Genomic DNA, 16,386 nt, shown 5'->3' on the forward strand with positions numbered 1-16,386 from the left:
GGCCCGATGAACCTCGTTGCCATCGACATCCGCTCGCTGCCCATAGGCCAGCCGCTGCCCTTCGCGCTGCATTCGGCCAAGGGCGTGCTGCTGGCGCCGCGCGGCTACCGCATCGGCTCGCCGGCCGAACTCGCCGCCATCGAGGGCCGCGGCGTCCAAGTCTGCGTGGACATCGACGAGGCCGCGGCCAGCCACCGCAACTTCATGGGCCAGCTGCAGCAGATGCTGCGCAAGGACACGCCGCTGGGGCAGATCGCGGCGATGAAGCTGCGGCTGGCGACCGGCAGCCCCAGGGCGGCGCCGGGGCAGGGGCGCCAGGACTGGCACGAGCTGCAGCAGCGCGCCAGCCAGCTGCTGCACACCCCCGCCCAGGGGCGGCTGGTGCAGCGCGTGCAGGACATGGTGCTCGAGCTCGAACAGCTCGGGCAGGAGAATGCCGACGCCACGCTGCTGGCGCTGATCTACCTCTCGGGCCAGGCGCCGCACCAGTACAGCGCCACGCACGCGCTGCTGGTGGCCAGCGCCTGCATGCTGACCGCGCGCCAGACCCTGCAGTGGCCCGCCGCGCGGGTGCGCACGCTGGGCCAGGCGGCGCTGACCATGAACCTGGCGATGACGGCGCTGCAGGACACGCTGGCGCTGCAGACCGAGCCGCTCACCGCCGGCCAGCTGCAGCAGATCCAGGCGCATGCGCAGGCCTCGCGCGCGCTGCTGGCCGAATGCGGCGTGGACGACCCGCTGTGGCTGCAGGCGGTGGCGCTGCACCACCAGCCGCCCACCGGCGCGGCGCTGGCCGCGCAGGCGCCGGGCGAGCAGATGGCCCGGCTGATCCAGCGCGCCGACGTGTTCGGTGCGCGCATCGCCCCGCGGGCCACGCGCCACGCGATGCCGGTCACCGCGGCGGTGCAGGCCATCTACTACGACGAGCGGCGCGCGGTGGATGAGGCCGGGGCCGCGCTGCTGCGCACCCTGGGGGTGTACCCGCCGGGCGCCTTCGTGCGCCTGGCCAGCGACGAGGTGGCGGTGGTGCTGCGCCGCGGTGCCAGCGCCACCACGCCGCGCGTGGCGGTGGTGCTCGGACGCTCGGGTATGCCCACGGGCGAGCCGATTCCGCGCGACAGCGCGCAGGAGGCGCACCGCATCGTCGCCTCGCTCGCGCCGCACGAGCTGCGCCTGCAGGTTGCACTGGAGCGACTTTTGAAACTTCCCTGAAACAAAAAAAAGCCCGACGCCGCCGGAACTTTGGATTGGGGCCCCGCTCCCAGAACAGGACGGCGGCAGAACGTTTTCTGCGTTAGCATCACACAGAAGAATTTGGCGTTTTACAGTTGCGAAGCCTTCCGGCGCGTCCGGTTGAAATCCTGAGGCGGCCTCTCCTCCCTCCCTCTCTTCCTTCGTTTCAGGGCGCTTCGCAGCTTTTTTATGCACCCCCAAGGCGCGCCTTCAGCAGATGAAGGCGCGCCTTGTGGTTTGCGGCGCGCGCCCGCGGCGGGCCGGCGCGCCGCCAGGGGCCAGGGCGTGGTCCTGTCAGGCCAGGCGCGGACGGGTTTCGGCAAAGCTCGCGCGCTCGGCCAGCTTGTCGTGCAGGCGCGCCAGGTTGGCGTGCTCGGTGCGCCAGTCGAGCTCGGGCAGGCGAAACGCGAGCCAGCCCAGCGCGCAGCCCACGGCGATGTCGGCCAGGCTCAGATGGATGCCCACGCAAAACGCCTTGTCGCCCAGGCCCTGGTCCAGGGCCTGCAGGCTGGAGCGCACCTTGCCCAGTTGCCGCTCGCGCCAGGCGTTGCTGCGTTCGCCCGGCGAGCGCCCCGGCCAGTTGGCTTCCAGCCAGGCCAGCACGCCGGCGTCGAGCACGCCGTCGGCCAGCGCCTCCCAGGTCTTGACCTCGGCGCGTTCGCGCCCCGGAGCCGGAATCAGCCGCCCGACCGGCGAGAGCGTGTCCAGATACTCCACGATCACGCGCGAATCGAACATCGCGTCGCCCCCGTCCAGCACCAGGCAGGGCACCTTGCCCAGCGGATTGGAGTGGGCGATGTGCGTGTCCCCGGACCACACGTCGTCCAGTTCGAACTGGCAGTCCAGCTTCTTCTCGGCCAGCACCACGCGCACCTTGCGCACGTAGGGGCTGGTCAGGGTTCCGATGAGCTTCATGTAGGGCCGCCGTCCCTGCCGGACAGAGCGCTGCTGTGATGGAACAGGCATTCTAGAGAGCTTGCCCGCCTTCTCGGGCGCCGGGCAAGGCCGTCGCTGGCCGGCTCCTACAATCGCCGCCCATGAAAACCTCTGCCCTGACCGCGCTCTCTCCCCTGGACGGGCGCTACGCCGCCAAACTCGCCACCCTGCGCCCGCTGCTGAGCGAATACGGCTACATGCACCGGCGCGTGCAGGTGGAAGTCACCTGGTTCATCGCCTTGTCGGACGCGGGCTTTGCCGAATTTGCTCCTCTTTCCGAAGCTGACCGCGCTTATCTGCTGGGCCTGGTGGCTGATTTTGATGAAGAAGATTGCGCGGCCATCAAGCAGTACGAGAAAACCACCAACCACGACGTCAAGGCCGTCGAATACTGGATCAAGGCGCAGTTCCAGGGCCGCCCGGCGCTGGAGCAGGCGGCGGAGTTCGTGCACTTTGCCTGCACCAGCGAGGACATCAACAACACCAGCCACGCGCTGCAGCTCAAGGCCGGGCGCGACCAGGTGCTGCTGCCCGCGCTGCGGGCCATCATCGCCACGCTGCGCGCCATGGCGCACCAGTACGCAGCCGTGCCCATGCTCAGCCGCACCCACGGCCAGACCGCCAGCCCGACCACGGTGGGCAAGGAAATCGCCAACGTGCTGGCGCGCCTGCAGACCGCCTGCGAGCGCATTGCCGGCGTGCAGCCCCTGGGCAAGATGAACGGCGCGGTGGGCAACTACAACGCCCACCTGGCGGCCTGGCCGGACTTCGACTGGGAGGCCTTCGCCCGCCGCGTGATCGAGTCGCCCGAGCCCGAGGGCCTGGGCCTGGCCTTCCAGCCCTATTCCATCCAGATCGAGCCGCACGACTGGATGGCCGAGCTGTTTGACGCCATCGCCCGCGCCAACACCATCCTGATCGACTTTTCGCGCGACGTCTGGGGCTATGTGAGCCTGGGCTACTTCAAGCAAAAGCTCAAGGAGGGCGAGATCGGCTCCTCCACCATGCCGCACAAGGTCAACCCGATCGACTTCGAGAACGCCGAGGGCAACCTCGGGCTGGCCAACGCGCTCTTGCGCCACCTGGCGGAAAAACTCCCCATCAGCCGCTGGCAGCGCGACCTGACCGATTCCACCGTGCTGCGCAACATCGGCGTGGCGCTGGGCTACGCGGTGCTGGCCTGCCATTCGCTGTCCACGGGCCTGGGCAAGCTGGAACTCAACGAGGAGCGCCTGGCGCAAGACCTGGACCACGCCTGGGAGGTGCTGGCCGAGCCCATCCAGACCGTGATGCGCCGCTACGGCGTGCCCGGCGCCTACGAAAAGCTCAAGGCCGTCACGCGCGGCAAGAGCGTCGACGCCCAGGCGCTGCATGCGCTGATCGCAGGGCTGGACATCCCGCGCGCGGACAAGGACAGACTGCTGGCGCTGACGCCCGCCGGCTACATCGGCAAGGCGGCCGAGCTGGCACGGCGCATCTGAAAGCATAGCTGGTAGCGCGCTCAGGTACTTGTTTTCAGATATAAAACATTTTGAAAATCAATACCCACGCGCGCTAACAGCTATTGTTTTAGAGAAACTCTCCGCGATGGCGCTCAAATCCACCATCTTCAAGGCGCAGCTGGCCGTGGCCGACATCGACCACGGCTACTACGCCGACCACGCGCTGACCCTGGCGCGCCACCCCAGCGAAACCGACGAACGCATGATGGTGCGCCTGGCCGCGCTGGCGCTGCAGGCGCACCAGCTGCAGGAGCTGTGCGGCGGCGACGGGCAGCTGGGCTTTGGCGCCGGCCTGTCCAACCCGGACGAGCCCGACGTGCTGCTGCGCGATTTCACCGGCCGCATCCGCCTGTGGCTGGAGGTGGGCCAGCCCGAGGAAAAACCGCTGCTCAAGGCCTGCAGCCAGGCCGACGCGGTGCTGGTCTATGCCTACCAGCACGCGGCCGACGTCTGGTGGCGCGCCATGGGGCCGAAGCTGGCGCGCCTGGGCAAGCTGCAGGTCTGGCGCCTGCCCGATGCGGGCGCGCGCGAGCTGGCCGCCCTGGCCGCACGCAACATGGCCCTGCAGGCCACGGTGCAGGAGGGTGTGCTCACCCTGGGCAACACGCACGCCAGCGTCATGCTGGAGCCGCTGCGCTGGCAGTAGGCGCGGCCCTCAGCGCGGCATCAGCGCGCCGCAGTTCCAGCACTGCTCAAAACCGCCCTCCACCATCTCGCCGCAGGAGGGGCAGCACCAGCGCCGCTGTGGAAGGCGCTGCAATTGATCGAGCAGCGCGCGCGCCTGCGCCAGGTGCTCGGCGTGTTCCAGCCAGATCTCGGGCAGGCATTCGCTGGGTGGCAGCTGCCCCGCAGCCGAGCTCAGGTACTGGCGCTGCACCGTCGCCGCAAAACCCGCCTCGCACAGCAGATCGCGCCAGACGGTGGCGATCGCGATGTTCGGGGCTTGGGTCAGGCGCTGCATGCGGTGAGGAGGGGATGCGGTGATGCGGGCATCATAGGCCGCGCTGTGGTCTAATGCGGACCCTTCAAGGGGGAGTAGCTCCCCGCCCGCCGCGGCCTGTGCCGGCGTGGGCGGATGGCAGGGCCGTCATCACGAAGCGCGTGGCGCGCTTCCGGCCCGTCAGGCGCGGCACGTGCGGCGCCGAGCAAGACCCTTGGGCCCCGGGGCGATCCGTGCCCGGCCCAAGGTGTCCGTGTGCGCAAGGCACGTGATTTGCCCCCGGGCCAAGCCGGAAAAACCCGCAACCCCACCGGAAGACACCGCCGCAAGCGGGGCACCGGGTTTTTTTGGACACAGCAACCATGGATCTTGAATTTTTCCTGCATGCGCCCTTCTGGATCGCGCTGGGCCAGATCGTCGTCATCGACATCCTGCTGGGCGGCGACAACGCGGTGGTGATCGCGCTCGCCTGCCGCAAGCTGCCGCCGGCGCAGCGCACCAAGGGCATCGTCTGGGGTACGGCGGCGGCGATCGGGCTGCGCGTGGTGCTCATCGTCTTTGCCATGTCGCTGCTCACGCTGCCCTTCCTCAAGCTCACGGGCGCGCTGCTGCTGGTCTGGATAGGCGTGAAGCTGATCGCGCCGCAGGAAGAGGGGCATGAGGGCATTCAGGGCAGCGACAAGCTGCTGGCCGCGATCAAGACCGTGGTCATCGCCGACGTGGTGATGAGCCTGGACAACGTGATCGCGATCGCCGCCGCGGCCAAGAACGCCGGCCAGTCGCACGAGCTGGTGCTGGTCGTCCTGGGCCTGCTGATCTCGGTGCCCATCATCGTCGGCGGCTCCGCGCTGGTGATGCGCCTGATGGAGCGCTTTCCGGTGGTCATCGTGCTCGGCGGCATGCTGCTGGGCTGGATTGCCGGCGGCATGCTGGTGAGTGACCCGGTCTTCACCCACCCGCAGCAATGGCTGTGGGCACCCAAGTTCGGCACGCTCGGCGCCGACGGCCTGGCCGACATGCGCGCCGCGATCTACTACGGCGCCCACGCGGCGGGCGCGCTGCTGGTGCTGGCCCTGGGCAAATGGCTGCTGGCACGCCAGCGGCGGGCCACGCAGGCCACCGCTGGCTGAGCGCACCCGCCACCCGCAAATGCTATCCTGAGGCCATGCGCATACTCATCAAATGGGCCCTGCACGCGGTGGCACTGCTGTGCGTGGCCTACCTGTACAGCGGGGTGGAAGTGCACAGCTTCGCCGCGGCCTTGGGCGCGGCCTTCGTCATCGGGCTGCTCAACGCGGTGCTGCGCCCGGTGCTCGTCGTCCTGACGCTGCCGGTGACCGTCGTCACGCTGGGGCTGTTCCTGTTCGTGATCAACGCGCTGATGTTCTGGGCCGCCTCCGGCCTGCTGGGCACGGGCTTTCAGGTGCACGGCTTTGCCGCGGCGCTGATCGGCTCGCTCCTGTATTCGCTGCTGGGGCTAGTCATCGAGTCGGCGCTCGCGCGTCTGTTCCTCAAGCAGTGATTTGACCGCCGCGAGGCGGGTGTCGATGATCGACGCCTCGATGTAGTCCTGCGCCCCCGCGCTCCTGCGCGCCAGGTCCTGCCCGGCGCGCAGCCGGTCCACCGCGCCGGCGTAGTCGTAGTGCGCGGCCTGCGCCTCGGCCTCGGCGCGCACCGCACGCAGCGGCTGGCCGTCCTGGCGCCACACCTGGGCCAGCGCCTGCCATGCGCCGCCATCGTCCGGGTGCAGGCTGACCCGGGTCTGCAGCGCGTCGGCCACCGTGGCGCCCTGGCCGTTGGCCAGCAGCACCCGGGTGCGCAGCAGCAATTCGGCGCGCGTGGCCTCCGCGCTGGCCGGGCCCAGCGCCCGCAGCGCCGCGGGCGCATCGCCCGCACCCAGCTCCAGCTCGGCGGCCAGCCAGCGCGCCTGTTGCAGCGCCGGCGCGTCGCCCTGCAGGTCGGCCTGCAGCGGCTGCAGCATGGCCCGGGCGTTTTTCCATTCGCCCAGCTGCATCGCGGCCAGCACCGCCTGGGTGCGTACCGCCACGCGCCGGGGCAGCGCGCGGCCGGCCAGCTCGGCGTCCTGGCCGTCTTCCAGCCACTGGCGCCACTGCGCCACGCCGGGGCGCATCAGCACGCGCGCGCGGGCCTGCGCCATCAGGTGCACCAGTGGCGCGGGCGGGGCCGGCGCCAGCTCGCGCGGCAGGCGCGCATGCATGTCGGCGATGCGCTGGCTGGTCAGCGGGTGGCTGCGCAGCCAGGGCCAGCTGCCGTTGTCGTTGAGCCGGTTGGCCGCCTGCAGCTTGTCGAACATCGCCACGAAGCCCTGCGGTGCAAAGCCCGCGGGCTGCATCAGCGACAGGCCCACGCGGTCGGCCTCGCGCTCCATGCCGCGCGAGAAATTGAGCTGGTTCTGCACCGCCAGCGCCTGCCCGCCCACCATCAGCGCCTGGCCGGCGTCGGGGCTGCGCGTGGCGGCGATCGCGCCCAGGATCATCGCGCCGATCATCAGGGGCGTCTGGCGCTTTTCCTGCGCGATCAGGCGCGGGATGTGGCGCTGGGTGACGTGCGAGAGCTCGTGCGCCAGCACCGAGGCGAGCTGCTCGGGCGCATCCACCACCGCCAGCAGCCCCAGGTGCACGCCGAAAAACCCCCCGGGCAGCGCAAAGGCGTTGACCGTGCGCTCACGCACCAGCATCACCTTCCAGGCGAAGCGCTCGTGCATCTCGGGCGTCATCTCGCCGCGTGCGAGCGCCGCCTGGATCAGCCGCGCAAGCTGCCCCTGCACATAGTCCTGCAGCACCGGGTCCTGCACGTAGGCCGGGTCGCGGTAGATCTCGGCGGCGATGCGCTCGCCGAGCGCTCGCTCGCTGGCCAGCGACATCTCGTCGCCATCGCCGAGCGAAGGCAGCGCCTGCGCATGGCTCTGCGTGGGCAGCGCTGCTGTAACTACGATAAAGATAGCTGTTAGCGCTTGCCACACAAGGGATAGGGCGCGATTTTCCTTGAAATATTTCACACCAGGCTCAGGGATCTGCCCGCAGGCAAAACCGTATGATGCCCGCTCCCCCTGAAGGTTTCCCCGCCATGACCGACTCGCCGCTCACCCACTTCGACGCCCAGGGCCAGGCCCACATGGTGGACGTCGGCGCCAAGGGCGCCACGCACCGCGTCGCGCTGGCCACGGGCCGCATCACCATGCAGCCGGCCACGCTGCAGCAGATCGGCGCCGGCAACGCGAAGAAGGGCGACGTGCTGGCCGTGGCGCGCGTCGCCGGCATCATGGCCAGCAAGAAGACCAGCGAGCTGATTCCGCTGTGCCACCCGATCGCGCTCACGCGCGTAGCGCTGGACTTCGAGCTGCTGCACGGCGAGAGCGCCGTGCAATGCAGCGCCCGCGCCGAAACCGTGGGCCCCACGGGCGTGGAGATGGAAGCGCTCACCGCGGTGCAGGTGGCGCTGCTGACCATCTACGACATGTGCAAGGCCATGGACCGGGGCATGGTGATCGAGGGGGTGTGCCTGCTGGAAAAGCACGGGGGCAAGTCGGGCAGCTTCCTGCGCCGCCCCCCTGCCGCCTGAGCACGCCGTTCGGCGCGGAGCCGGCTATTGCGGCAGCGCCCGCTGCAAGATCGCCCCCACGTCAAACCCGCGCAAGTCCACCGCGCCGGCCACGCGCGCGTTCACTCCGGCCGAACCGAGGCGCGTGGCAATGAAGGCGTCGGCCACGAAGGCGGGCGCGTGCTGGCGCAGCAGGCAGCCCTGGGCCAGCAGCACGAGCTGCTGCACGAAGACACGCCCCAGCGCCTCCAGTTCCGCGGGCGGCAGCTCCAGCAGGGCGCCGAGCGATTGCATCAAGGCCTTGAGCACGGGTTCCGCCATGGCGACCGGGGCCAGTTCCGCGAGCAGCGCCTTGGCCGCATCGGGCTCGCGCGCGAGCGCGCGCAGCACGTCCAGGCACATCACGTTGCCCGAGCCTTCCCAGATCGAATTGACCGGCGCCTCCAGGAACAGCCGCCCGACGATGCCATCCAGGATGTAGCCATTGCCGCCCAGCACCTCCATGGTCTCGCCGGTCAGCTCCACGCCGCGCTTGCAGACCCAGAACTTGGCGGCGGGCGTCATCATGCGTTTCCAGGCACGCTCGGCGGGCGTGTCGTCCCTCTCATACGCCCGTGCCAGGCGCATCAGGAGCACCAGCGCCGCCTCGCTCTCCAGCGCCATGTCGGCCAGCACCGCGCGCATCAACGGCTGCTCGGCCAGCGCCTTGCCAAAGGCATGGCGCTCGCGCGTGTAGGCGATGGCTTGCACCAGCGCCTGGCGGAAGATGGCCGCACTGCCGACCACGCAGTTCAGGCGCGTGAAGGTGGCCATCTCGATGATGGTGCGTATGCCCTTGCCTTCCTCGCCCATCAAGATGCCCCAGGCGTCGTGGAATTCCACCTCGCTGCTGGAGTTGCTGCGGTTGCCCACCTTGTCCTTCAGGCGCTGGATGTGCACCGCATTCTTCGTGCCGTCCGGGCGCCAGCGCGGCACGTAGAAGCAGGCAAACGGCCCGCCCTCGCCCACGCGCGCGACGACGAGGTGCGCGTCGCACATCGGCGCGGAAAAGAACCACTTGTGCCCGCGCAGCAGATACTCCTGCCCGCGCCCGCCCGCACCCACGGGCGTGGCCACGGTGGTGTTGGCGCGCACGTCCGAGCCGCCCTGCTTCTCGGTCATGCCCATGCCCACCCAGATGCTGTCCTTTTGCTCCACCGGCAGGTCGCGCGGGTCGTAGGCGTCGCTGTAGAGCTTGGCGCCCAGCTGCGCCCAGAGCGTCTCCTCGCGCTTGATCAGCGGGATGCAGGCCTGGGTCATCGTCGCCGGGCAGAGCGTGCCCTGCTCCACCTGACCATGCAGATAGAAACCGGCCGCCCAGGCCGTCCAGCGGCCCGCCTTGCGCTCCTTGAAAGTGAGCGAGATCAGGCCCTCTTCCCGGTACATGGCCATGAGCTGGTGCCAGCTCGGGTGAAACTCGATCTGGTCGATGCGCCGCCCGCGGGTGTCGAACGCGTGCAGCTCGGGCGTGTGGCGGTTGGCCATGGCGGCGAGCTCATAGGTGTCGGTCTGGCCCAGCAACTGCGCGTAGCGGGACAGCCGCGGCATGGCCCATTCGGCGCCGTCGCGCCGGATGGCCTCGCTCAGCGCGGGGTCGGTGGCCAGCAGGTCGTAGTCGCGCAACTCGCTGACCTGGTTGAAGACGTCGTGGGTGTGCCAGCTCATGGGATTCCTCCGGGATCGGTCGCTACCGCCGGGCGCGCCTGAAAACGCCGCGCCAGCGCCGCACAGGCCATCAGTTGCACCTGGTGGTAAACCATCAGCGGCAGCAGCAAGGCCCCCATGGTGCCACCGGCGAACAACACCTGGGCAATAGGCACACCGGTCGCCAGACTTTTCTGCGACGCGGCAAACAGCGCGGTGATGCGCTCGGCCGGCCCGAAGCCCAGCCGCAGCGTGGCCCGGTGGCAGCCCCACAACACCAGCGCCAGCAGCGCCAGACAACAGAGCAGCAGCAGCGCCAGGCGCTGCGCCGGCAACTGGTGCCACAGGCCGTCGACCACCGCCTTGCTGAAGGCGGTGTAGATCACCAGGTAGATGGAAGACTGGTCCACGTGGCGCAACAGCCCGCGGTGCGTCTGCACCCACTGGCCCAGCCAGCGCCGCGCCCACTGGCCGGCGACGAAGGGCAGCAGCAACTGCAGCGCCACGCGCGCCAGCGCCTGGCCGAAGTCCAGACCCTGCACCGCCGAGCCCATGAGCAGCAATACCAGCGCCGGCGTGGCAAACACCCCGACCAGGCTGGAGACGGCGGCGGCGCAGACGGCAGCCGGCACGTTGCCGCGCGCCATCGAAGTGAGCGCGATGGCCGACTGCACCGTGGACGGCAGCACGCACAGGTACAGCACGCCGCGTGCCAGGTCCGCCCCAAGCAAAGGCACGAGCAGCGGCTGCGCAGCCCAGCCCAGCAGCGGGAAGGCGACAAAACCCAGCGCCAGCACGAAGCCCTGCAGTCGCCACTGCGCCAGGCCTTGCAGCACAGCGGCCAAGGACAGCTTGGCGCCGTGCAGAAAGAACAGCAGCGCGATCGCCACATTCGTCAGTACCGTCGCGCCCTGAGCCGCCGAACCGCGTACCGGCCAGAAGCTGGCCAGGGCGATCAGCGCAATCAGCGTCAGGATGAAGGGATCGGGCAGCCAGGCGGGTCTTTGCATGCGCCCATCTTGCACTGAAGCAAGCCGCGCGGGTGGCCACGCCGCTTTGCCGCCATGGCGTGCAGGCAACCGCTACGCTACACTTTTGCCAGCAGACAGCTCCCACGGACCATGGACATGGCCTCGCTTGCGCCCCTCGATACCCGGACCATGATGGTGATGGTGATTGCCGGCACCCTGAGCATGGCCCTGGCCATGGCCTTCGTGCGCACCCCGCGGCGCGAGGGCACGGGCTTCTGGGCCTGGGCGCTGCTCACGCACGCCGGCACCTATCTGCTGTTCATGCTGCGCGGCCAGATTTCCGACTGGCTCAGCATCGTGCTGGCCAACACCATCCTGGCGGGTACCTTCGCCCTGCTGCTGGCCGCCGTGACCGCGTTCCACGGTCGCGCGCAGCCATGGATGTGGCTGCTTGCACCGATACCAGCCACGGCGCTGCTCAACGGCCTGTTCCTGCAAGACCTGCGCCTGCGGCTGCTCACGAGCAGCTTCATGCTGAGCATCCAGATCGTGCTCATCGTCTGGGCGCTGTGGCGCCCCACGCGGCCGAACCAGCCGCGCGGTGCCATCCTGATCACCCTGGCGCTGTCCACGCAGGGCGCGATCCTGCTGCTGCGCGGGATTTGGTATCTTTCGCAGCCCACGGCGGTCCAGGGCCTGGGCGGCAACGGCACCGCGCAGAGCATCACCTTCCTCTCGGCCTTCATCGTCGTGCTGCTGGCCTCGCTCGGCTTCGTCCTGATGACGCGCGACCGCGCCGAAGCCATCAACCACGAACTGGCCAACAACGATCTGCTCACCGGCATTGCCAACCGGCGCCTGCTGCAGCAGACCCTGCAGCGCGACGCCCAGCATGCGATGCGCCAGCGCGAGGCCTATGCGGTGCTGATGGTGGACATCGACCATTTCAAGGCCATCAACGACAGCCGCGGCCACCTGGCGGGCGACGCCGTCCTGCGCCACGTGGCGCAGCTGCTGCACAGTCGCCTGCGCAGCCAGGACATGGTCGGCCGCTGGGGGGGCGAAGAGTTCCTGCTGCTGCTGCCGGCCACGGATGTCAGCGGCGCCAGCCGTCTGGCGCAGGAGCTGCGCACGCTGGTGCAGGACACGCCCTGCCGCTACGAGGGCATGCTGATTCCCGCGCAGATCAGCATAGGCGTGTGCGCCGCCACGCTGCAGCCTGGCGACCGCGCCAGATGGCTGGTGGATGCGGCCGACAAGGCGCTGTACCGAGCCAAGGAGCGCGGGCGCAACAGTGTCGAGCAGGCGCCGCTGCTGCGCCCGGGCAAGCCGGTGCCTGCGCAGGGTTGAGCGCGGCGCTTGGCGCCACGCTGGCCGCACGGCGGCGCCGCGCTGCCGATACACTTGAGCGCGATGCCCGTGGCAGGCAGCGCCTCCAGGCCCGCATGAACCTCCCGTTTCGCTTCGACACACCCTCGATGCTCGTGATGATCATCGTGGCCACGGCGGCCATGGCCCTGGCCATCGCCGTGGTGCGCCCCGCGCGCCGCGAAGGCCTGGGGTTGTGGGCGCTGGCGCTGGTGGCCCACGCGCTGGCCTATGTGCTGTTGCTGACCCACGCGCTGCTGCCGGACGGCCTGGGGCTCGCGCTATCCAACGCCAGCCTGAGCCTGGCCCTGGCGCTGTTGTTGGGCGCAGTGCATGGCTTTCACGCGCGGCCCCTGCCCCGCATGCCCGTGGCCCTGCCGGTGCTGACGGTATTCTTGCTGGCCGCATGGTTTGCGCAGGACTACCGAGCGCGCATCCTCGTGACGAGCGCCGTCTGGTCGCTGCAGATCACACTGGTGGTGCACGCGCTGTGGCGCCCGCAGCGGCCGGCGCAGTCGCGCGGCGCCTGGCTGCTGAGCGGTGCGTTGGGCGTGCAGGCGCTGCTGCTGGTCGCGCGCGGCCTGTGGTTCGTCGGCCATACGCCGCCGGGCGCGGGCTTTCTGCAGGGTGGCGACTTCGATGCGCTGGCGCTGATCTGCTCGCATGCGGTGCTGGTGCTGGCCTCGCTGGGCTTCATCCTGCTGACCAAGGACAGGGCCGATGCGGTCAATCTGCACCTGGCCAGCAACGACCCATTGACCGAGATCCCGAACCGGCGCCAGTTGCGGCGCACCCTGGCGCGCGACGTCGCCCGCGCGGTGCGTGAGCGCCAGCCCTATGCGCTGCTGCTGGTGGACGTGGACCACTTCAAGGCGGTGAACGACCGCTTCGGCCATGCGGGCGGCGACATGGCGCTGCGCCACGTGGCGCATTTGCTGCAGCAGCCGCTGCGCCAGCAGGACCTGGTGGGCCGCTGGGGTGGAGAAAATTTTCTGGTGCTGCTGCCCGCCACCACGGCCACAGGCGCCCAGCTGGTGGCCGAAAAGCTGCGCCAGCTGGTGGAGAGGACGCCCGGCGCGCACCTGGGCCACAGCATCGCCCTCACGGTGAGCATAGGCCGCTGCGCCGAGGTGCTCGAACCGGGCGACGAGCCCGAGCACCTGGTAGAAACCGCCGACAAGGCGCTGTACGCGGCCAAGCGCGCCGGGCGCAACCGGGTGGAGAGCGCCTCGCTGCCGCGCATGCACCTGCTGCGCGGCGCGCAGGCGGCGCCCTCGCGCCATGCTTCCTGAACGCCATCTTGGACAGAACGAGAAACAGCCATGCACACTTTTGACAGCACTCTGGCGCGCGAGCGCCTGGAGCGCGCCTGGGACGAAGACCTGACGCGGCAGATCAGCGACTACATCGAAATCCCGGCCAAATCGCCGGCCTTCGCCGCCGACTGGCAGGCCCAGGGCCATATCGACACCGTGGTGCGCCGCGCCTGTACCTGGGTGGAGCAGCAGCAGGTGGCGGGCCTGGCGCTGGAGGTGGTGCGCCTGCCCGGGCGCACGCCGGTGATCTTCTTCGAGGTGCCCGCGGCGCACACCGCCAGCAGCGAGACCGCGCTGATGTACGGCCACCTGGACAAGCAGCCCGAGTTCGAAGGCTGGCGCAGCCACCTCGGACCGTGGACGCCGGTGATCGAGGGCGAAAAGCTCTACGGGCGCGGCGGCGCGGACGACGGCTACGCCATCTACGCCAGCGTGGCTGCCATCAAGGAGCTGCAGCGCCAGGGCGTGGCGCATCCGCGCATCGTCGGCCTGTTCGAAACCTGCGAGGAAAGCGGCTCCTACGACCTGCTGCCCTATGTGGACGCGCTGCGCACGCGCCTGGGCGAAGTGGCGCTGGTGGTCTGCCTGGACTCGGGCGCGGGCAACTACGAGCAACTGTGGCTCACCACCAGCCTGCGCGGCATGGCCAGCGGCACGCTCAAGGTCGAAATCCTCACCGAAGGCGTGCATTCGGGCGACTCCTCGGGCCTGGTGCCCTCGTCGTTTCGCATCATGCGCCAGGTGCTCGATCGGCTTGAAGACTCGCGCACCGGGCGCCTGCTGCCCGAGGGTTTTCATGTGCCCGTACCGCCCGAGCGCCTGGCGCAGGCGCAGGCAACGGCCGCCATCCTGGGCGATTCGGTGATATCCAACTTCCCCTGGGCGCATTACGACTGCGCCGGCGGCAGCCAGCAGGCGCTCGCGACCACGAGCAATCCGGTGCAGGCGCTGCTGCGCCGCACCTGGGAGCCGACGCTCTCGGTCACCGGCGCCGAAGGCCTACCCGCACTCAAGGATGCGGGCAATGTGCTGCGGCCCTACACGGCATTCAAGCTCAGCCTGCGCACGCCGCCCACGGTGGACGCAGGCGCCTGCGTGGCCGAAATGCAGCGCATCCTGGAAGACAACGCGCCTTACCAGGCGCGCGTGACCTTCCATGTGGACGGCGCCGCCAATGGCTGGAACGCACCGGCCGTGGCCCCCTGGCTGGCGGGCGCCCTGGACGAAGCCAGCCAGGCACATTTCGGCGCGCCCTGCGGCTACATCGGCCAGGGCGGCACGATTCCGCTGATGAACATCCTGAGCCGCGGTTTTCCGCGGGCGCAGATGATGGTCTGCGGCGTGCTCGGCCCGCGCAGCAATGCCCACGGACCCAACGAGTTCCTGCACCTGCCCTACGCCAAGCGACTCACCGCGGCGGTGGCCCAGGTGTTGATGCGCATGTCCACGCACGCGCCGCATTGATCCGCAGCCACCCGCCCGGCACGGGGCAGGGCGGGGGCCGCAAAGGGCCTTCGCGGTTGAAACCCCTCTCGTGCGCAGCGCAAAACCGGCGTCATGGCACCGGCGACGGCCATGGGCCGCGCCCACAAAAAAGCGCGCGACGACCGGGGGTGGCGACGCGCGCAGGAGAGAGACTGAAATCGGGCCAGCGGAGCCCGGACAGCGCTAGGCAACCATGCCCACGCCGAGGAATCCCAGCACGATCAGCACGATCGTGATGACGACGAACAGATAGAAAAGCGTCTTGGCGATCGACGCCGTGCCGGCACTCAAACCGCTGAAGCCCAGCACCCCGGCGATCACCGAGACAATTCCGAAAATGATGGCCCATTTGAGCATGGTGGCCCTCCGTGTGTTTGGGATGCACGGCTCGGGGCCGTGCTGGCCCGCCGGCCCCCTGCAGGGAGACCGGCGGGAAGCTGCTTACCAGACGTAGTGGTTGCGGGTTTCCCAGTCGCGCACCTGCTCTTCGGCGGCGTCGCGGGCCATGCCGTGGCGTTCCTGCAGCTTGCCCAGCAGCTGGTCGCGCCGGCCTGCGATCACGTCCAGGTCATCGTCGGTGAGCTTGCCCCACTGCTCCTTGACCTTGCCCTTGAATTGCTTCCAGTTGCCCTTGATGGTGTCTTCGTTCATGTGACCTCCTGGTCGTTTGTTGGTTGAATGGATTTGCCTCGGTGCAACGGCCTACTTGTTCGCGGGACGTATCACGAGGTTGTTGTGCACTGCGCGCACACCCTTCTGGGCACTGGCAATCTGGCCAGCACGGGCGCGCTCGGCGGCGCTCTTGGCGAAGCCGTTCAGAGCCACTTCGCCGTTGAGGGTCTGCACATTGAATGCGCCGGCGTCGACGGTCTTGTCCTCGATCATCTTGGCCTTCACGTTGGCGGTAATCGAGGCGTCATCCATGTAATCGCTGGCGGTTTCCTGACCGCGGATCACGGAGCAGCCCGTGGCCACCAGGGCCATGCTCGTCATGGCTGCGAGAAGAACGGTACGTATTGCTTTCATTTGACATCTCCTGCGTTGAACAAAGGGTGATTCGGTAGGTAGGTGGCTGCCTCAGTGCCGGCGTCCCAGCAGCAGCGCCAGAGCGGCCCCGGTGGCCGCGGCCACCGCCGTGGACTGCCACGGACGGGCGCCGACCCAGTGGCTGGCGCGCTCATGCGCCTGCTGCAGCGTCTCGGTGGTTTGTTCGTAGGCGTCGCGGGCCAAGGCCTTGCCGTGGCGGGCGAGCCGGCGACCGCTCTGCTCCAGCCCTTCAATCCCCGGCTGCAGGTCTTCGCGCAGCGGTGCGACCATGTCGGCGGCACTCATGCCGGCGGTCGTTGTCCGGGATGTCGCGTCAGTGGCTCCGTGCGCGGCTTCTAGCTTGT

18 protein-coding genes are annotated in these 16,386 nt (G+C 69.3%); 9 read left to right on the plus strand and 9 right to left on the minus strand.

The window, feature by feature from the left end:
- The first annotated feature begins 6 nt into the window (after positions 1-6).
- Positions 7-1,212: an HD-GYP domain-containing protein gene (locus FOZ74_RS06660; RefSeq protein ID WP_146912325.1), complete on the plus strand. Its 1,206-nt coding sequence runs from the start codon at positions 7-9 to the stop codon at positions 1,210-1,212.
- 315 nt (positions 1,213-1,527) lie between these two features.
- Here FOZ74_RS06660 and FOZ74_RS06665 read toward each other — a convergent pair whose 3' ends face one another.
- Complete coding sequence (locus FOZ74_RS06665; protein WP_146912326.1) at positions 1,528-2,148, minus strand: glutathione S-transferase N-terminal domain-containing protein; 621 nt, start codon at positions 2,146-2,148, stop codon at positions 1,528-1,530.
- 122 nt (positions 2,149-2,270) lie between these two features.
- Between FOZ74_RS06665 and purB the strand changes: the two genes are divergently transcribed.
- Both purB and FOZ74_RS06675 read left to right on the plus strand, forming a co-directional pair.
- The gene (gene purB, locus FOZ74_RS06670) at positions 2,271-3,650 is read left to right on the plus strand and encodes an adenylosuccinate lyase (protein WP_146912327.1); all 1,380 of its coding nucleotides are present in this window, start codon (positions 2,271-2,273) and stop codon (positions 3,648-3,650) included.
- 106 nt (positions 3,651-3,756) lie between these two features.
- On the plus strand, positions 3,757-4,317 hold the full coding sequence (locus FOZ74_RS06675; RefSeq protein ID WP_146912328.1) for a YaeQ family protein: 561 nt from the start codon (positions 3,757-3,759) through the stop codon (positions 4,315-4,317).
- 9 nt (positions 4,318-4,326) lie between these two features.
- Here FOZ74_RS06675 and FOZ74_RS06680 read toward each other — a convergent pair whose 3' ends face one another.
- Complete coding sequence (locus tag FOZ74_RS06680; protein ID WP_146912329.1) at positions 4,327-4,632, minus strand: putative signal transducing protein; 306 nt, start codon at positions 4,630-4,632, stop codon at positions 4,327-4,329.
- A 341-nt stretch (positions 4,633-4,973) separates the two neighbouring features.
- On the opposite strand from FOZ74_RS06680, the gene FOZ74_RS06685 reads away from it, so the two are divergent.
- Together FOZ74_RS06685 and FOZ74_RS06690 are read left to right on the plus strand one after the other, a co-directional pair.
- Positions 4,974-5,741, plus strand: a complete 768-nt coding sequence (locus tag FOZ74_RS06685; protein ID WP_146912330.1) for a TerC family protein — start codon at positions 4,974-4,976, stop codon at positions 5,739-5,741.
- Positions 5,742-5,776: 35 nt separating this feature from the next.
- On the plus strand, positions 5,777-6,133 hold the full coding sequence (locus FOZ74_RS06690; protein WP_146912331.1) for a phage holin family protein: 357 nt from the start codon (positions 5,777-5,779) through the stop codon (positions 6,131-6,133).
- On the opposite strand, the gene FOZ74_RS06695 is transcribed toward FOZ74_RS06690, so the two are convergent.
- Entirely contained in the window at positions 6,089-7,594 is a 1,506-nt protein-coding gene (locus FOZ74_RS06695) for a M48 family metalloprotease (protein WP_489884451.1), read from the minus strand. The two genes, FOZ74_RS06690 and FOZ74_RS06695, sit on opposite strands and share 45 nt — an antisense overlap.
- A gap of 104 nt (positions 7,595-7,698) precedes the next feature.
- Here FOZ74_RS06695 and moaC point away from each other — a divergent pair, with 104 nt between their 5' ends.
- The gene (moaC, locus tag FOZ74_RS06700) at positions 7,699-8,193 is read left to right on the plus strand and encodes a cyclic pyranopterin monophosphate synthase MoaC (protein ID WP_146912332.1); all 495 of its coding nucleotides are present in this window, start codon (positions 7,699-7,701) and stop codon (positions 8,191-8,193) included.
- Between the two features lie 24 nt (positions 8,194-8,217).
- Here moaC and FOZ74_RS06705 read toward each other — a convergent pair whose 3' ends face one another.
- Both FOZ74_RS06705 and FOZ74_RS06710 read right to left on the minus strand, forming a co-directional pair.
- Positions 8,218-9,876 (minus strand): isovaleryl-CoA dehydrogenase, encoded by a 1,659-nt coding sequence (locus tag FOZ74_RS06705; RefSeq protein ID WP_146912333.1) that lies wholly within the window; start codon positions 9,874-9,876, stop codon positions 8,218-8,220.
- A complete protein-coding gene (locus FOZ74_RS06710; protein WP_146912334.1) occupies positions 9,873-10,865 on the minus strand; it encodes a bile acid:sodium symporter family protein in 993 nt (330 codons plus the stop codon). The genes FOZ74_RS06705 and FOZ74_RS06710 overlap by 4 nt, the downstream gene beginning before the upstream one ends.
- 117 nt (positions 10,866-10,982) lie before the next feature.
- Between FOZ74_RS06710 and FOZ74_RS06715 the strand changes: the two genes are divergently transcribed.
- The 3 genes from FOZ74_RS06715 (at position 10,983) to FOZ74_RS06725 (ending at position 14,974) form a co-directional block, all read left to right on the plus strand.
- Positions 10,983-12,176: a GGDEF domain-containing protein gene (locus FOZ74_RS06715; RefSeq protein WP_146914109.1), complete on the plus strand. Its 1,194-nt coding sequence runs from the start codon at positions 10,983-10,985 to the stop codon at positions 12,174-12,176.
- Positions 12,177-12,271: 95 nt separating this feature from the next.
- On the plus strand, positions 12,272-13,486 hold the full coding sequence (locus tag FOZ74_RS06720) for a GGDEF domain-containing protein (RefSeq protein ID WP_146912335.1): 1,215 nt from the start codon (positions 12,272-12,274) through the stop codon (positions 13,484-13,486).
- Positions 13,487-13,516: 30 nt separating this feature from the next.
- Positions 13,517-14,974 (plus strand): M20/M25/M40 family metallo-hydrolase, encoded by a 1,458-nt coding sequence (locus FOZ74_RS06725; protein WP_146912336.1) that lies wholly within the window; start codon positions 13,517-13,519, stop codon positions 14,972-14,974.
- A 204-nt stretch (positions 14,975-15,178) separates the two neighbouring features.
- On the opposite strand, the gene FOZ74_RS06730 is transcribed toward FOZ74_RS06725, so the two are convergent.
- From FOZ74_RS06730 to FOZ74_RS06745, 4 genes are all read right to left on the minus strand, one after another.
- Entirely contained in the window at positions 15,179-15,352 is a 174-nt protein-coding gene (locus tag FOZ74_RS06730) for a DUF1328 domain-containing protein (RefSeq protein WP_146912337.1), read from the minus strand.
- Positions 15,353-15,436: 84 nt separating this feature from the next.
- Positions 15,437-15,646, minus strand: coding sequence for a CsbD family protein (locus FOZ74_RS06735; RefSeq protein ID WP_146912338.1), 210 nt, complete (start codon positions 15,644-15,646; stop codon positions 15,437-15,439).
- Positions 15,647-15,697: 51 nt separating this feature from the next.
- Positions 15,698-16,021, minus strand: coding sequence for a BON domain-containing protein (locus FOZ74_RS06740; protein WP_146912339.1), 324 nt, complete (start codon positions 16,019-16,021; stop codon positions 15,698-15,700).
- 51 nt (positions 16,022-16,072) lie between these two features.
- Positions 16,073-16,327, minus strand: coding sequence for a glycine zipper domain-containing protein (locus FOZ74_RS06745; protein ID WP_146912340.1), 255 nt, complete (start codon positions 16,325-16,327; stop codon positions 16,073-16,075).
- Between the last annotated feature and the right edge of the window lie 59 nt (positions 16,328-16,386).

The organism is Comamonas flocculans (assembly GCF_007954405.1).
Lineage (GTDB): Bacteria > Pseudomonadota > Gammaproteobacteria > Burkholderiales > Burkholderiaceae_C > Comamonas_C > Comamonas_C flocculans.

Excerpts from the sequence above, each read along its gene's own strand:
- FOZ74_RS06740 (WP_146912339.1), bottom strand. The coding sequence starts at position 16,021 with ATGAAAGCAATACGTACCGTTCTTCTCGCAGCCATGACGAGCATGGCC.
- FOZ74_RS06675 (WP_146912328.1), top strand. The coding sequence starts at position 3,757 with ATGGCGCTCAAATCCACCATCTTCAAGGCGCAGCTGGCCGTGGCCGAC.
- FOZ74_RS06680 (WP_146912329.1), bottom strand. The coding sequence starts at position 4,632 with ATGCAGCGCCTGACCCAAGCCCCGAACATCGCGATCGCCACCGTCTGG.
- FOZ74_RS06710 (WP_146912334.1), bottom strand. The coding sequence starts at position 10,865 with ATGCAAAGACCCGCCTGGCTGCCCGATCCCTTCATCCTGACGCTGATT.
- FOZ74_RS06745 (WP_146912340.1), bottom strand. The coding sequence starts at position 16,327 with ATGAGTGCCGCCGACATGGTCGCACCGCTGCGCGAAGACCTGCAGCCG.
- FOZ74_RS06685 (WP_146912330.1), top strand. The coding sequence starts at position 4,974 with ATGGATCTTGAATTTTTCCTGCATGCGCCCTTCTGGATCGCGCTGGGC.
- moaC (WP_146912332.1), top strand. The coding sequence starts at position 7,699 with ATGACCGACTCGCCGCTCACCCACTTCGACGCCCAGGGCCAGGCCCAC.
- FOZ74_RS06660 (WP_146912325.1), top strand. The coding sequence starts at position 7 with ATGAACCTCGTTGCCATCGACATCCGCTCGCTGCCCATAGGCCAGCCG.
- FOZ74_RS06715 (WP_146914109.1), top strand. The coding sequence starts at position 10,983 with ATGGCCTCGCTTGCGCCCCTCGATACCCGGACCATGATGGTGATGGTG.
- FOZ74_RS06705 (WP_146912333.1), bottom strand. The coding sequence starts at position 9,876 with ATGAGCTGGCACACCCACGACGTCTTCAACCAGGTCAGCGAGTTGCGC.
- purB (WP_146912327.1), top strand. The coding sequence starts at position 2,271 with ATGAAAACCTCTGCCCTGACCGCGCTCTCTCCCCTGGACGGGCGCTAC.
- FOZ74_RS06690 (WP_146912331.1), top strand. The coding sequence starts at position 5,777 with ATGCGCATACTCATCAAATGGGCCCTGCACGCGGTGGCACTGCTGTGC.
- FOZ74_RS06665 (WP_146912326.1), bottom strand. The coding sequence starts at position 2,148 with ATGAAGCTCATCGGAACCCTGACCAGCCCCTACGTGCGCAAGGTGCGC.
- FOZ74_RS06720 (WP_146912335.1), top strand. The coding sequence starts at position 12,272 with ATGAACCTCCCGTTTCGCTTCGACACACCCTCGATGCTCGTGATGATC.
- FOZ74_RS06725 (WP_146912336.1), top strand. The coding sequence starts at position 13,517 with ATGCACACTTTTGACAGCACTCTGGCGCGCGAGCGCCTGGAGCGCGCC.
- FOZ74_RS06735 (WP_146912338.1), bottom strand. The coding sequence starts at position 15,646 with ATGAACGAAGACACCATCAAGGGCAACTGGAAGCAATTCAAGGGCAAG.
- FOZ74_RS06730 (WP_146912337.1), bottom strand. The coding sequence starts at position 15,352 with ATGCTCAAATGGGCCATCATTTTCGGAATTGTCTCGGTGATCGCCGGG.